This window comes from Streptomyces sp. NBRC 110035 (genome assembly GCF_000829695.1).
Taxonomy (GTDB): domain Bacteria; phylum Actinomycetota; class Actinomycetes; order Streptomycetales; family Streptomycetaceae; genus Streptomyces.
Genome location: NZ_BBNN01000020.1, coordinates 180773 through 195647, shown reverse-complemented (window position 1 = coordinate 195647; position 14875 = coordinate 180773). Strand labels below are relative to the sequence as shown.

12 protein-coding genes and 1 tRNA gene are annotated in these 14875 nt (G+C 71.0%); 1 reads left to right on the top strand and 12 read right to left on the bottom strand.

Going from position 1 to position 14875, the window contains the following annotated elements; genetic code table 11:
- Positions 1 to 32: 32 nt before the first annotated feature.
- The 8 genes from TU30_RS10405 to TU30_RS10370 form a co-directional block, all read right to left on the bottom strand.
- The gene (locus TU30_RS10405) at positions 33 to 1127 is read right to left on the bottom strand and encodes an LCP family protein (protein ID WP_042167550.1); all 1095 of its coding nucleotides are present in this window, start codon (positions 1125 to 1127) and stop codon (positions 33 to 35) included.
- 152 nt (positions 1128 to 1279) lie between these two features.
- The gene (gene rho, locus TU30_RS10400) at positions 1280 to 3358 is read right to left on the bottom strand and encodes a transcription termination factor Rho (RefSeq protein WP_042167547.1); all 2079 of its coding nucleotides are present in this window, start codon (positions 3356 to 3358) and stop codon (positions 1280 to 1282) included.
- A gap of 403 nt (positions 3359 to 3761) precedes the next feature.
- Positions 3762 to 4679, bottom strand: coding sequence for a homoserine kinase (gene thrB, locus TU30_RS10395; protein WP_042167545.1), 918 nt, complete (start codon positions 4677 to 4679; stop codon positions 3762 to 3764).
- A gap of 425 nt (positions 4680 to 5104) precedes the next feature.
- Positions 5105 to 6163, bottom strand: coding sequence for a threonine synthase (thrC, locus tag TU30_RS10390; protein ID WP_042167542.1), 1059 nt, complete (start codon positions 6161 to 6163; stop codon positions 5105 to 5107).
- A 6-nt stretch (positions 6164 to 6169) separates the two neighbouring features.
- Positions 6170 to 7462, bottom strand: coding sequence for a homoserine dehydrogenase (locus TU30_RS10385; RefSeq protein WP_042167538.1), 1293 nt, complete (start codon positions 7460 to 7462; stop codon positions 6170 to 6172).
- Between the two features lie 181 nt (positions 7463 to 7643).
- Positions 7644 to 9044: a diaminopimelate decarboxylase gene (lysA, locus tag TU30_RS10380; RefSeq protein WP_042167536.1), complete on the bottom strand. Its 1401-nt coding sequence runs from the start codon at positions 9042 to 9044 to the stop codon at positions 7644 to 7646.
- A gap of 15 nt (positions 9045 to 9059) precedes the next feature.
- Positions 9060 to 10169, bottom strand: a complete 1110-nt coding sequence (gene nrtL, locus TU30_RS10375) for an ArgS-related anticodon-binding protein NrtL (RefSeq protein ID WP_042167533.1) — start codon at positions 10167 to 10169, stop codon at positions 9060 to 9062.
- Between the two features lie 96 nt (positions 10170 to 10265).
- A complete protein-coding gene (locus TU30_RS10370; protein WP_078878222.1) occupies positions 10266 to 10853 on the bottom strand; it encodes a response regulator in 588 nt (195 codons plus the stop codon).
- A 59-nt stretch (positions 10854 to 10912) separates the two neighbouring features.
- Between TU30_RS10370 and TU30_RS10365 the strand changes: the two genes are divergently transcribed.
- A tRNA-Arg gene (locus TU30_RS10365) sits at positions 10913 to 10984 on the top strand.
- A 133-nt stretch (positions 10985 to 11117) separates the two neighbouring features.
- On the opposite strand, the gene TU30_RS10360 is transcribed toward TU30_RS10365, so the two are convergent.
- The 4 genes from TU30_RS10360 to TU30_RS10345 are packed head-to-tail and all read right to left on the bottom strand — an operon-like array spanning position 11118 to position 14819.
- Positions 11118 to 12578 (bottom strand): tyrosine-type recombinase/integrase, encoded by a 1461-nt coding sequence (locus TU30_RS10360; protein WP_199816846.1) that lies wholly within the window; start codon positions 12576 to 12578, stop codon positions 11118 to 11120.
- Complete coding sequence (locus TU30_RS10355; protein WP_030955389.1) at positions 12575 to 12769, bottom strand: AlpA family transcriptional regulator; 195 nt, start codon at positions 12767 to 12769, stop codon at positions 12575 to 12577. The genes TU30_RS10360 and TU30_RS10355 overlap by 4 nt, the downstream gene beginning before the upstream one ends.
- A complete protein-coding gene (locus tag TU30_RS10350; RefSeq protein ID WP_052479773.1) occupies positions 12766 to 13923 on the bottom strand; it encodes an AAA family ATPase in 1158 nt (385 codons plus the stop codon). The genes TU30_RS10355 and TU30_RS10350 overlap by 4 nt, the downstream gene beginning before the upstream one ends.
- Positions 13920 to 14819, bottom strand: coding sequence for a bifunctional DNA primase/polymerase (locus tag TU30_RS10345; protein WP_042167526.1), 900 nt, complete (start codon positions 14817 to 14819; stop codon positions 13920 to 13922). Before TU30_RS10345 ends, TU30_RS10350 begins: the two co-directional genes overlap by 4 nt.
- Between the last annotated feature and the right edge of the window lie 56 nt (positions 14820 to 14875).

Below are 14875 nucleotides of genomic sequence, written 5' to 3'. Positions count from 1 at the left end.
CGGCGCCGGCTCCGCGGGGCCTCCGGCGCTGCTCACGGGGCACCTGCGACGTCCCCGGCCCCGCCGGTGGCCGTGTCGTCCGTGGCCGCCCCCGGGATCGGCTCGTCGTTCCTCAGGGCGTCCCAGACCAGCCGCGCCTTCCGCGGCTCGGGCACGAGGCGGTTGGGGTCGGCGGGGTCGTAGCGCACCGGCATGGTCACCATGTGCAGGCCGGCCGGGTCGATGTCGCGCAGGCCGCCGGCGAAGGACATCAGGGAGTTCACCGAGCCCAGGCCGGTGTCGGTGGTGAGGGCCCGGGTGGCGGTGTCGGCGATGCCGTAAAGCTTCCCGGGGTCGGCAAGGAGGCCGACGTCGTCCACCTGCTGGGCCAGGGCCCTGACGAAGGCCTGCTGGAGCTGGATGCGGCCGAGGTCGGAGCCGTCGCCCACGCCGTGCCGGGTGCGGACCAGGCCGAGGGCCTGTGCGCCGTCGAGCCGGTGGGTGCCGGCGGCGAGGTGCAGGTGGCTGTCGGGGTCGTCGATGTCCTCGGTGGTGGTGATCTCGACGCCGCCCAGCTCGTCGACCAGTTCCCGGAAGCCGCTGAAGTCGACCTCCAGGTAGTGGTCCATGCGCAGGCCGGTCATCGACTCGACGGTCTTGACGGCGCAGGCGGCCCCGCCCGTGGCGTACGCGGAGTTGAACATCACGCCGTCCGCGGCGGGGTGCCTGCCGCCTTCGGTGCCGGTGCACTCGGGACGGTCGACGAGGGTGTCCCGCGGGACGGACACCACGGAGGCCTCGTCCCGTCCCTCGTGGACGTGCACGATCATCGCGGTGTCGGAGCGGGCCGTGCCGTCGTCGGTGCCGCCGCCGAGCTTCCCGTTGCCGCCGGAGCGGGTGTCGGAGCCGAGGACGAGGATGTTCTCGGAGCCGTCGTCGGCCTTCTCGGGCCGGTCGGCTCCGAGTATCCGGTCGATGTCGACGCTCCTGAGGTTGCCGTCGAGGGTGGCGTACACGTATCCGAGGCCGGCGCCGCCGAGGACGACGACGAGGGCCGCGGTCCACGCCACGACCTTCATGCCCCGCCACCTGCGGCTGCGGCCCCCGGCCCGCAGGCCGTCGGTCCGGTGCGTGCTCTCGGCAGACATAGGCGGCTCCCGTCCGCCCGGGTACCCCCTTCGACCACACCGGAACCGGCCGCACCACCACGTCCGCGCCGTCGTCCGGAACCACGAGGGCCGCGCCCCGGATGTCCGGGAAGCGGCCCTCGTGAGGAGACGGGTGTGACGAACGGCGGACGTCAGTCGCCGTTGCCGGGCGTCGGCGTCGTCTTCTGGATCTGCAGCAGGAACTCGCCGTTCGACTTCGTCTGCTTCATCTTGTCGAGGAGCAGCTCGATCGCCTGCTGCGAGTCGAGTGCGTGCAGCACCCGGCGGAGCTTCCAGGTGACGGCCAGCTCGTCGCTGCCGAGCAGGATCTCCTCCTTGCGGGTGCCGGACGCGTCGACGTCCACCGCGGGGAAGATGCGCTTGTCGGCGAGCTTCCGGTCGAGCTTGAGCTCCATGTTGCCGGTGCCCTTGAACTCCTCGAAGATCACCTCGTCCATGCGGGACCCGGTGTCCACCAGGGCGGTGGCGAGGATGGTCAGCGAGCCGCCGTCCTCGATGTTGCGGGCCGCTCCGAAGAAGCGCTTCGGCGGGTACAGCGCCGTCGAGTCGACGCCACCGGACAGGATGCGGCCGGAGGCCGGGGCGGCGAGGTTGTACGCCCGGCCCAGACGCGTGATCGAGTCGAGCAGCACGACGACGTCGTGGCCCAGCTCCACCAGACGCTTGGCGCGCTCGATGGCGAGCTCGGCGACCGTGGTGTGGTCCTCGGCCGGACGGTCGAAGGTCGAGGAGATGACCTCGCCCTTCACCGACCGCTGCATGTCGGTGACCTCTTCCGGACGCTCGTCGACGAGGACGACCATCAGGTGGCACTCGGGGTTGTTGTGCGTGATCGCGTTGGCGACCGCCTGCATGATCATGGTCTTGCCGGTCTTCGGCGGGGCCACGATCAGACCGCGCTGGCCCTTGCCGATCGGCGACACGAGGTCGATGATCCGCGTGGTGAGGACGCCGGGGTCGGTCTCCAGGCGGAGGCGGTCCTGCGGGTACAGCGGGGTGAGCTTGTTGAACTCCGGGCGGCCGCGGCCGTGTTCGGGCGCCATGCCGTTGACGGAGTCGAGACGGACCAGCGCGTTGAACTTCTCGCGCCGCTCGCCCTCCTTCGGCTGACGCACCGCGCCGGTGAGGTGGTCGCCCTTGCGCAGGCCGTTCTTGCGGACCTGGGCGAGGGAGACGTACACGTCGTTCGGGCCGGGCAGGTAGCCGGAGGTCCGGATGAACGCGTAGTTGTCGAGGATGTCGAGGATGCCCGCGACCGGGATCAGGACGTCGTCCTCGGTGATCTGCGGCTCGGAGGTCATCTCGTCGCGGCCACGGCGGCCACGGCGGTCGCGGTAGCGGCCGCGACGGCCTCGACGGCCGCCTCCGTCGTCGTCGTAACCGTCGTCCTGGCGGCCGCCGCCCTGCTGCTGGTTCTGCTGACGGCCCTGGCCGCCGCCCTGGTTCTGCTGCTGGTCGTCGCCCTTGCCCCGGCGGTCGCCGCGGTCGCCGCGCTCAGCACGGTCGCCGCGGTCCCCCCGGTCGCCGCGCTCAGCACGGTCGCCGCGGTCGCCGCGGTCACGACCGCGCTCGCGGCGGTCACGGCGGCGGCCGTCGCCGTCGCCGTCGGACTTGCCGTCGCCCTGCGACGAGGACTGCTGCGACTGCGCCTGACCCTCGGCCTTCGCGTCGCTCTTCGCCTCGGCGGGAGCCTTCTCGGCCGCGGCGGACGGAGCGCCCGCTTCCGCGGTGGCCCGGCGGCGGCGCTCGACGGGGGCCTCGGCGGCGGGGGCCTGCTCGGCCGGGGCGGAGGCCTTCGGGGAGGGCTGGCCGGGAATGTCGATCTGCTGCTGGGCGGCGGCCTGTTCGGCGGGGGCCTCGGCAGCGGACTTCTTCTGGGCGGTGTCGCCCGTACGGGTCCTGGAGGTGGCGCGGCGCTTGGGCTTGGTCTGCGCCGTCTCGGCCGGGGCCTCGCTCTTCGGCGCGGCGGAGCCGCCCGACGCCTGCGCTTCCTTGATGACCTCGATCAGCTGGCTCTTGCGCATGCGCGCGGTGCCCCTGATGCCGAGGCCGGAGGCGACCTGCTGAAGCTCGGCCAGCACCATGCCCTCGAGGCCGGTACCGCGGCGCCGCCGGGAGCCGGCACCGCCGGCAGGCGCGGAGGCGTCCGTGGCGGGCGCGGCAGCGGTCTCCTCGACACGTGCGCCCATCAGATCGGTGGTGTCGCTCACGAAGGGTCCTTCCCTGGAGCGGACGTCGGCCTGTCTGGCTCGGCGACCGGTTGTGCTGTCCGGCTTCGGTCCTTGCTGTGCGAACCGTGCCGGGGCGGTGGTCCGCCTCGACGGCGGAAGGGATATCTGGTGATGGCGCTTCCCCGAGCCGTGGCATCCAGTGTCACGTGGCGCGGTCGCACCGGTTCCGGAGCGTGCCCGGCGGGCCGTTCGGTGTCCTCGTACGACGTACTGCCCGCGTACGAAGCAGAGAACACAGTTGGGCTTGGGGGGCTCCCGGAAGAATGTCTGTCCCGAGCGGGGACACGAGGCACCTCGCCATGGTGGGGTGCGGGTGCAGACTTGAGATTAACACTACCGGATCCAACAAACATTCCCCCTCTCCTTGTCCGGCAACCGTGTGTCAGGTGGCGAGCGGAAGCACGCTCGCTCCCTGCGGATCGAGGCCGAGCCGGTTGGCGGCCCAGTCGTTGCCCGCCAGCGCTTCGACCTTGTCGGCGGTTTCCGCGTCGGCCAGCGCCATGACGGTGGGGCCCGCGCCGGAGATCACCGCGGGGATGCCGTCCGCGCGCAGCCGCTCGACCAGCGCCGCACTCTCGGGCATGGCGGGGGCGCGGTACTCCTGGTGCAGACGGTCCTCGGTGGCGGGCAGCAGCAGTTCGGGACGCCTGGTCAGAGCCTCGACGAGCAGAGCGGCACGGCCCGCGTTGGCGGCGGCGTCGACATGCGGCACGGTGCGCGGCAGCAGACCGCGCGCGGTCTCGGTGAGGACGGGTTTGCCGGGTACGAACACCACCGGCACGACGGACTCGGCGGGCTCCATCCTGATGGCGCGGGCCGCGCCGCTCTCCATCCAGGAGAGGGTGAAGCCGCCCAGCAGACAGGCCGCGACGTTGTCGGGGTGGCCCTCGATCTCGGTGGCGAGTTCGAGCAGCGCGGTGTCGTCGAGCCTGGCCTCGGCACCTATGGTCACGGCGCGGGCGGCGACGATTCCGGCGCAGATGGCGGCGGAGGAGGAGCCGAGGCCCCGGCCGTGCGGAATGCGGTTGGCGCAGACGACCTCCAGGCCGCGCGGCTGTCCGCCGAGCAGGTCGAAGGCGGTACGCAGGGAGCGTACGAGCAGGTGGTTCTCGTCTCGGGGGAGGGTTTCACCGCCCTCACCGGCGATGTCGATGTGCAGCCCGGCGTCGGCCACCCGGACGACCACGTCGTCGTAGAGGCCCAGCGCGAGACCGAAGGCGTCGAAGCCCGGACCGAGATTGGCGCTGGTGGCGGGGACGCGCACCCGGACGGCGGCTGCGCGGAACGCGGGACCGGCCATCGCTCGATGACTCTCCTTGAGCTGGTGACGGTGACAGTCGAAGACTGCCGGCCTGTCGAACTGTCGAATGACATTCGATGACGTACAGAATCCCTGGGACCGCCGCCGACCAGGGTGGCCGGCCGCTTCCCGAACCCCTCCGGGCCATGGTCCGGACCACGGAGACGACGCGGGACCGCGGCATGTGCGGCGGGTGGGTTGAGTACAGCCTATCGAAGGAAGGTTCTGTGTCGACACAGGGCGCACGGGAGGCGCCCGATGCGTGTCGCAAGCCCTCTGTGCCTCCCTCATGGGGAACTTCCCCGGACAGGCGCCTTCTTACGCCCGTCCTGCCGGCGCGTGCTGCCGCCACCGGGCGGGGAGGGCCCGGGGCGGGCGGCCGGAAGGCCCGTGGCGCGGCGCCCCGGGCCTTCCGGTGGCGGCGGTCAGGCCAGTCCGAGCCGCTCGGCCGCCGTCGCGGCGTCCACGGGGACGGTGACCGGCTGCGGCGCCCCGGCGACGGCCCAGTCCGGGTCCTTCAGGCCGTTGCCCGTGACGGTGCACACGATGCGCTGGCCCGGGTCGACCTTGCCCTGCTCGGCGGCCTTCAGCAGGCCGGCGACCGACGCGGCGGACGCGGGCTCGACGAAGACGCCTTCCTGCGAGGCCAACAGCCGGTAGGCGCGCAGGATCTCACGGTCCGTCACCTCGTCGATGAAACCGCCGGACTCGTCCCGCGCGGCCAGCGCGTACTGCCACGAGGCGGGGTTGCCGATCCGGATGGCGGTGGCGATCGTCGCCGGGTCCTTGACGACCTCGCCGCGCACGATCGGAGCGCTGCCGGAGGCCTGGAATCCCCACATCCGGGGCTTGAGGGTGGAGACGCCGTCGTCGGCGTACTCGCGGTAGCCCTTCCAGTAGGCGGTGATGTTGCCCGCGTTGCCCACCGGCAGGACGTGGACGTCGGGGGCGTCGCCCAGCATGTCCACGATCTCGAAGGCGGCCGTCTTCTGGCCCTCGATACGCACCGGGTTGACCGAATTGACCAGCGCCACAGGGTAGTTGTCGCTGAGCGCGCGGGCGAGGGTGAGGCAGTCGTCGAAGTTGCCGTCGACCTGGAGGATCTTCGCGCCGTGCACCAGGGCCTGGCCCATCTTGCCGAGCGCGATCTTGCCCTGGGGCACGAGCACGGCACAGACCATGCCGGCGCGCACCGCGTAGGCGGCGGCGGAGGCGGAGGTGTTGCCGGTGGAGGCACAGATGACGGCCTGCGCGCCCTCCTCCTTGGCCTTGGAGATGGCCATGGTCATGCCCCGGTCCTTGAAGGACCCGGTCGGGTTCGCGCCCTCGACCTTGAGGTGGACCTCGCAACCCGTGCGCCCGGAGAGCACCTGCGCGGGTACGAGCGGCGTGCCGCCCTCACGGAGCGTCACGACCGGCGTGGTGTCGGCGACCGGCAGCCGGTCCCGGTACTCCTCGATGATTCCGCGCCACTGGTGGGTCATTGCTGCTTACTCTCCTTCAACCCGCATGATGCTGGCGACACCACGCACGGTGTCGAGCTTGCGCAATACGTCGACGGTGCCGCCGAGGGCCGCGTCGGACGCACGGTGGGTGACGACGACGAGGGAGGCCTCCCCGTCCTTGCCCTGCTGGCGAACCGTGTCGATCGAGACACCGTGCTCGGCGAACACGGTCGCGACCTGAGCGAGAACACCCGGTTTGTCGGCCACGTCGAGGCTGATGTGGTAGCGCGTGACGACCTCTCCCATCGGGGAGACGGGCAGCGCCGCGTAGGCGGACTCGCCCGGTCCGGTGGTCCCGCCGAGCCGGTTGCGGCAGACGGCGACGAGGTCGCCGAGGACGGCGGAGGCGGTGGGCGCCCCGCCGGCGCCGGGCCCGTAGAACATCAGCTGCCCGGAGGCGTCCGACTCCACGAACACGGCGTTGTACGCGCCGCGCACGGAGGCCAGGGGGTGGGTGAGCGGGATCATCGCCGGATGCACCCGCGCGGTGACCGATCCACCGTCCGCGGCCCGCTCACAGATGGCCAGCAGCTTGATGGTGCAGCCCATCTCCCGCGCCGAGGCGAAGTCGGCGGCGGTGACCTCGGTCATGCCCTCACGGTGCACGTCGTCGAGGCGCACGCGCGTGTGGAAGGCGATCCCGGCGAGGATGGCGGCCTTGGCGGCGGCGTCGAAACCCTCGACGTCGGCGGTCGGGTCGGCCTCGGCGTACCCGAGCGCGGTGGCCTCGTCGAGCGCCTCCTGGTAGCCGGCGCCGGTGGTGTCCATGGCGTCGAGGATGAAGTTCGTCGTCCCGTTGACGATGCCGAGCACCCGGTTGACCTTGTCGCCGGCGAGCGACTCGCGCAGCGGCCGGATCAGCGGGATGGCACCGGCGACGGCGGCCTCGTAGTAGAGGTCCTTGCCGTGCTCCTCGGCGACGGCGTGCAGCGCGGCACCGTCCTGGGCGAGCAGTGCCTTGTTCGCGGAGACGACGGACGCGCCGTGCTCGAACGCGGTGGTGATCAGCGTCCGCGCCGGCTCGATCCCGCCGATGACCTCGACGACGACGTCGAGGTCGCCCCGTTTGACCAGGGCGGTGGCGTCGGTGGTGACGAGCTCCGGGGCGATGCCCTCGCGCACCCTGTCCGGGCGCCGCACGGCGACCCCGGCGAGCTCCACCGGGGCCCCGATGCGGGCGGCGAGGTCGACGGCCTGCGTCGTCATGATGCGCGCCACCTCTGAGCCGACCACTCCACAGCCCAGCAGCGCCACCTTCAGCGGACGCGTACGCATCATCCGACCTCGTTTCCTGATTACCGTCTAGGTTGCACCAGTCTCACTCACCGGACGGAGGATTCTTCCCTTTGTCCGGATCGTGAGACATCAATTCCATCGGAAAGCCGGAAGAACCGAAGATCTTCCGCCACTCCTTCTCTGCTTCCTTCTTGGTTTCCCTCTCCGCCTCTGCCGTTTCCCCTCACCCGACGTCGAGGCGGAGGAGGTCCTCCTCGGTCTCGCGCCGGACGATCACCCGCGCCTCACCGTCCGCGACGGCGACGACGGGCGGGCGGAGCACGTGGTTGTAGTTGCTCGCCATCGACCGGCAGTACGCCCCGGTGGCCGGTACGGCGATCAGGTCGCCCGGCGCCAGGTCCCCCGGCAGGAAGGCGTCGCGCACCACGATGTCACCACTCTCGCAGTGCTTGCCGACGACCCGGCAGAGCATCGGGTCGGCGTCGGAACTGCGGGAGACGAGGGCGACGCTGTACTCGGCGTCGTACAGCGCGGTGCGGATGTTGTCCGACATCCCGCCGTCGACGGAGACGTACGTGCGCAGCCCGTCGAGCGGCTTGACGGTGCCGACCTCGTACACGGTGAAAGCCGTCGGTCCGGCGATGGCCCGCCCGGGTTCGACGGAGATGCGGGGGGTGGCGAGACGGGCGGACTCGCACTCCCGGGTGACGATCTCGGTCAGCGCCTTGGCGATCTGGTGCGGCTCGCGGGGGTCGTCCTCGCTGGTGTAGGCGATGCCGAGACCGCCGCCGAGGTCGATCTCGGGCAGCTCGACCCCGTGCTCGTCCCTGACCTCCCTGAGCAGCCCGACGACCCGGTGGGCCGCGACCTCGAACCCGGACATGTCGAAGATCTGCGACCCGATGTGCGAATGGATGCCGATGACCTCCAGCCCGTCCAGCTGGAGCGCCCGCCGCACGGCCTCGGCGGCCTGCCCGCCGGCGAGCGGGATCCCGAACTTCTGATCCTCGTGCGCGGTGGCGATGAACTCGTGCGTGTGCGCCTCGACGCCGACGGTGACACGGATCTGTACCCGCTGCCGCCTGCCGCGCGACTGCGCGATGTGCGCGACCCGGACGATCTCCTGGAAGGAGTCGAGCACGATCCGCCCGACCCCGGCCTCGACGGCCCGGGTGATCTCGGCCACGGACTTGTTGTTGCCGTGGAAGGCGATCCGGTCGGCGGGCATGCCGGCGGACAGGGCGGTGGCCAGTTCCCCGCCGGAGCAGACGTCGAGGTTCAGCCCTTCCTCGTGGAGCCACCGCACGACGGCCCGGGAGAGGAACGCCTTGCCTGCGTAGAACACGTCGGCGTCGTCCCCGAAGGCGGTGCGCCAGGCCCGCGCGCGGGCCCGGAAGTCGGTCTCGTCGAGGATGTAGGCGGGGGTGCCGAACTCCTCGGCGAGCCGCGTGACGGGGACCCCGCCGACGGTGAGCGCACCGTCGGCGTCACGGCTGACGGTCTGCGCCCACACCTTGGGGTCGAGGGCGTTGAGGTCGGCGGGCGGTGCTGTGCTCGCTGCGGAGCGCCCCTCGGGCAGGACGTCGGCGTGACGGGGCCCGGCGGGATGTGCGGAACGGCTCATTCTTCGCGTGCTCTCTCAAAGATGGTCGGGGGCGTCGATGCCGAGCAGGGACAGGCCGTCGGCGAGCACCGTCCCGGCGGCTTCGGCGAGCGCGAGCCGGGCGCGGTGGACGGCCGAGGGTTTCTCCGCGCCGAGCGGCAGCACGGCGGGCAGCAGGGGCTGTGTGGCATCGGCGACGGTGACGAGATGCCGGGCGAGCCGGTCGGGAGCGCGGTGCCGCGCGGCGGCCGCGAGCACGCGGGGGTGGTCGGCGAGGGCGGTGAGCAGTGGCCGGTTTCCGCTCACTCCGACGGGGCCGGGCTCGGGGCGGAACCCGAGGTCGGCGGCATTGCTCGCGAGGGCGCGGGTGCGGGCGTGGGCGTACCGCACCCGGAAGAGGGGGTTGCTCTCCCTCTGCTCCAGGTGCTCGCCGCTGATCCGCGGCCGGTCGTGCGCCGCGGGCCGCAGCAGCGCCCAGCGCGCGGCGTCCCGGCCCAGCGGCAGCGGGTCGGCGGGGGCGGGAACGGGGCGGACGGGGACGGGGACGGGGACGGGGACGGGAGGGCGGCTGTCCTGGGCGCCGGCGCTCTGCTCGTCCTCGATGGGGGCGCCCTCGGCGGCACCCCCGGTGCCGCCGTTCCCGAGCACGGCGCCCCATTCGGACGCAGGCGGGGCGTCGAAGCCGACCCGTACGGAATGCCCCTGTGCCCGCAGGATCCGGGCCAGCGCATCGAGGTGCACGAAGGCACGCACGTCGGCCGCGCCACGCAGCAGCACGGGCTCCCGGCTCCCCGCGGGGAGATGCCCGTAAGGGGTGTCTCCCGCGCCGAGGACCTCCTCCACGAGGGCGACGGACGCGTCGGCCCCCCGCAGACTGATGTTGAGGAACCCGGGTCCGGTGATGACGACATCGCCGATGCCCTCGGCGCGAAGGAGACGGTCCCGGAGAACCCCGGCGACGTACTGCGGCGTCCGTCCGGCCGGCCGGGCCAGCTGGAGGGCGACGCCGGTGGCGTACTCCCCGCACCCCCCGGGCCCCGGCGGCGCGACGACGACCCGCTCGGGCACGGCCACGCTCAGCTCCCCGTCGTCGACAGCACGACGTACCGCGCGCAGCACGGTACGGGAGAGCTCGACGGGGGTCACGGGACAAGGGTAGGGGAGGTGGGGGGTGGGGAGGCGAGCCGGCTCGGCCGGGATCCCGCGATGTGGACGCCCGAATGGACGGACCGGGCGGCGCGACTACCCGGGGGCGTGCCCGGCGGCCCGATCGGCACCCCCGAGGCCACCGCCGCTGCCCGTCCCGCCACCGCCCCCACTGGCCCCCCGCCTCCGCCGATCGACCAACTGCCGTACCACCCGCACGAGTTCAGTGGGCTCGAAGGGCTTGGCGAGGAAGACGTCAACGCCGACATCGAGCCCGCTCTCGACCTCGCACTGGGTACAGGCGCTGATGATGGCGAGCGGCAGGTCACGGGTCCGGGGATCGGAACGCAGCCGGGCCGCGGTCCTGAGCCCGTCGAGCCGCGGCATGGCGACATCGAGGGTGACCAGGTCGGGCCGCACCTGATGAACGACTTCCAGACACTCGGCACCATCGGCCGCGGTCACGACCTCGAAGCCCTCAAGCTCGAGATTGACCCTGATCAACTGCCGGATGACCTTGTTGTCGTCCACAACAAGCACCCGGCGCGACGCCCTTGGCACAACTCGAGAGTAGGTCGGGACCGGCCACCGCGTCCGCGCTTTCCCCACTTCCGCCTCCCATGGGTGGCGCCTCGAACGCACAGGGCGACACCGGCCTCCCCCACCCCGCGGAAAACGGTTCATGACCACCCCGCCGGAACTGGTACTGTTCTACCCGTCGAAGCGATCACCGCAACCGACACGCCCCCGTAGCTCAGGGGATAGAGCAACGGCCTCCGGAGCCGTGTGCGCAGGTTCGAATCCTGCCGGGGGCACTCGCCAGTCAGCCAGCAAGAATCATGCTCTGACCAGTGCGGATGCCGACATGAGAGAGCGGGAGTCAGTCTCACTGACTCCCGCTCTCTCTCACTGTCTCTCAGTGTTCACGCACCATCTGCGATACACACGTCAGGCCGTATCGCCGTCCTCTTCCAGCGCCTTTGTGATCTTCGCGTTGGCCGCTTCCTCGTGACCGTCGATGCAGCCGTGATAGCGCCGGTGGATCACCTCCGGCGAGTTGCCGACCCGCCGGGCAACCTCAGCGATCGGCACCCCCGCGTTGAGCCACCGCGTGATGCACGCGTGCCGCAGGTCGTACGGGCGCCCGGCCAACGGCGAGTCGACGCGCTCAGGCGGGAGGGCGTACTCCCGCGCTTCCTCCCACACTCGCCAATAGGTCGATGAGCCGACCACTCCCCCGCGCTCGTTCCCGAATACGCGTCCTTCCTTGGCCGTGCCGAACGTGTCCAGGTGAGCCCTGAGGATCGTCACGAGGACAGGCGGGATAGGCACCGGTCGGTCACTCTTGGCCTCCCTCGCTTTCAGCCCACGCCGATCGTGACGTTCCCCGGAATCGGTCCACTGCTTTCCAGAAACGGGACGCGTTTCCCTGAGCGTCAGCGTGCCCCATCCCGTGTCCGGGAGATGGCAGTCAGACCGCTTGAGTCCGACCGCCTCAGCCGGACGCAAGCCCGCGTAGTACAGAACCGCGTAGAAGGCCACCAGACGCCTTCCACGGCACCGATCCCACGATCCGACGTAGGAGACCGCCGCGAGCAACTGACGGGCCTGTAGGGCGTTCACGAGGACGCGTCGGTCCACCACATCATTGGAGCCGACGTGCTTACGGCGGGCGCGCTGAAGCGGGTTTTCTGAAAGGTCCCCAGCGACCACCGCGTGTTCGAGAGCGGTGTTCAGGGCGCGACGGCGGCGCCTGTACGTGTCGCCCGCCGCTGGGGTGCCGTCCAGCTTGTATCCGAGGCGGTAGAGCACGTCTTCGAACACAGCCGCGTCTGCCACATCGCCAACCGGGCGGTCCGTCGTTGTGAGCCAGTCGTGCGCGGCTTTGAGGTCAGCCGGCGGGTCCTCCCCCGCATTCGCGGGCACGATCCCCCACCGGAAGGCCAACCGCAATTGCTCATCCGACGGAGCTTCGTCCCCGCGCTTGACCATGGCGAGAGAAACGGCTGCAAGACCGTCTGCCATGCCCTCTCGGGTCTTGGCTGCACTCGTGCGCCACCGCCCGGCCACGTACTTCCGGCAGAACTCGAACCAACGCAACGGCGGCTCTTCTTCGGAGGCTTTGGCCGCTTCCTCTGCCGCGCGGACTTCGGACTCAGGCTGTCCGCTTTCAATCTCGAAAGCCTCGCCCCTGCGCATAGCCTGCCGCAATTCCGAGCTTCGATTTTCGGCAAGTGCCGACGTGGCGAACGTCGCGCTACTTACCTTCCCGCCCACAACCCAACGTAGTTGGTAGGGGCGCGCTTTCCGGTTTACCTTCGTGACCTTCCAAAGCCGAATATCGAGGGAGTAACCCGGCCTTGCCTCCCCGTGTGGTCGGAGAGCAGGAGTTTCGTCATTCGTGGTCACGCAGCGTCCTCTCGCTCTGCGAGCCAACGCTCGTACTCAGACCGCCGAATTCGTACGTCGCCGTTGGGGAGCTTGATCGAGCGGGGGCCCTTGCCGAGTTGGCGCCACCGGTAAAAGGTCGACTCGGCAACCTTCAGATCGGTGATGACCTCTTGGACAGTCAGCTTTTCGTCCTGCGTACGGGCGCTCATCCCGCCATCCCTTCGCCTTCGTCCGCACCGGACAGGCCGGACAGCTCCAATTCCGACTGTCCGGGGTGTTCGTGCTGGTCAGAGGGGGTAACCGGACAGCCGGACAGTGCGGACACCTCTTGGGCGCCCTGCGTCCGGGTCTCGGTGTCCGGGTAGTACCGGCCGCCGGGGTCCTTGGTGAGCTGTCCGTCGGCGGCCATGCGGTTGCAGGTGCGGCGGATCGTGTCCAGGTCGACGTTCGGCAGTTCGCCCGCCATGTCCTTCGGCTTGGCTCCGGGGTGAGCGCGGACGTAGCGCAGGATCGTGGCGCGGGTGTCGCTGACGGTGTGGTCGGTTACCGGTCCGTCCAACAGGTGCCAGGCGCCGGAGGCGGGTTGGAAGCTGAGGGCGTACTCGGCTTCGTCGACGTCGCGGCCGGTGACGTGCAGGATGCCGTCTGCCTGTCCGCGGGCGCGCTTCAGTACGAGCGTGGCGTCCGCGGCTCCGGCGATTCCGTTGGTGCCGGAGACCTCGGTGAGGAAGTCCTCGGAGCCTGCCTTGCGCACGTGGTGCACGAGGACGACAGCAACGCCGTAGTGGTCGGCCAGCCGCTTGGCGTAGCCGACGGCGACATAGTCCGCGTCGTATGCCGACACCCCTTGCGGCGCGTTCCCGCGCATCTTGGCGAACACGTCAATGACGACCATGCGCGCGTCGGGGTTGCGCTCCAACCACTGGGCAATGGCCTCCATGCCGCCCTGGGGGAAGGGCGGGCATTCGGTGACCAGGGTGAGCCCGGCGGGGGCTGGCTGTCCGCCCAAGAGCTTGCCCATGCGGGTCTGGAGACGGCGCGGGGTGTCTTCGAGCGCGAGGTAGAGCACGGGTCCGCCCTGTACGGGCACGGAGTCGAACGCCGTACCTCCGGCCGCGACCGACAGGCCCAGTCCGAGGGAGAGCCAGGATTTGCCGACCTTGGGCGGTCCGGCGAGCACGCTGACGCCTTCGGCGAGGATGCCGGGCACGGCCCATTTCGGCTCGGGGAAGTGGGCGGCCATGAGCTGATCAGCCGTCCATGCGGTGCGCGGGCGCTCCCGCTTCGGCGGCGCCGGGCGTGCTGGCTCGGAGTCGCTGGGCACGGAGTACAGGTGCAGGGGCGGGATGGGGTTAGCACTCATGCTGCGACCGTCCGGGGGCGTCGTGCTCCGGCTCGCAGGCCAGAGGCGATGGTGCGCTGTGCCTCACGCTCGCCCTGGCCGACACGAAGCCCGGCGGACAGAAGCCAGCCGGTCACGTCGGCCTCGCTCAACTCGCCCCCGGCTACCAGCTGTCCGAGGGCGACGGAGGCGAGATAGAGGCTGGTGTTGTGCTCGTTCTCACCGGAGTTGGTGACGCGGGCCAACTCTCCGTTGACCGCGGCGTTCAGGAACGCCGTGCGCCTTCCGTGGCCTCCGAGAGCGACCGTAACCGGTCGCTGCGGAGGCAGCGGAGCCGGGCGCAGCAGCTCGGCGAGCCAGCCCGGCAGCGGCGCCACAGGAACGTTGTGGACGACCTTGTAGGGGTGCCCGTCGAAGGTGCTGCCCGCGCCGACGACAAGTCCGCCAACGGCGCGCGTGTCGACCTTCCAGCCGAGCCCGCGGGCGCTGTCCCCGGCCGTGTTGCGCAGGGGCTCGCCCTGGGGTGCGGCGAAGTACATGTGCGTGCCGCCGCTCCATGTGCGGACCGTGTAGGTGTTGCCGGGGAACGGCTGGCTGTGGCGCGCGCAGAGCACGGCGAGCACATCGGCGCCGTCGGTGACCGCGTCCGCGGCCCAGTCGGCCGGCGGAGTGTCATCGGGGTGCTTGGGCCTGTCCAGGTCGATGACAACCAGGCCGGAGGGGCCGGTGGCGATACCGACGTTGTAGGGGGCGTGCGTCCAACACCGGGTGATGCGGTCCGGGTCAGTGGTGGCGCGCTGTTCCCACGCGGAGATGGCGGGGCGCTTGTCTCCGGGCCGGAGGGGGAAGACGTGCCAGTCTCGCGACGCTGCGTCAAGCGCGGCGGTGAGCTGGGCAGAGCCGTCCGGGTACGGCATGCTGGGGATCTCCTGTTCTGTCTTCGGATGGGCAGGGAGAACCGCGGCGGCGGGCG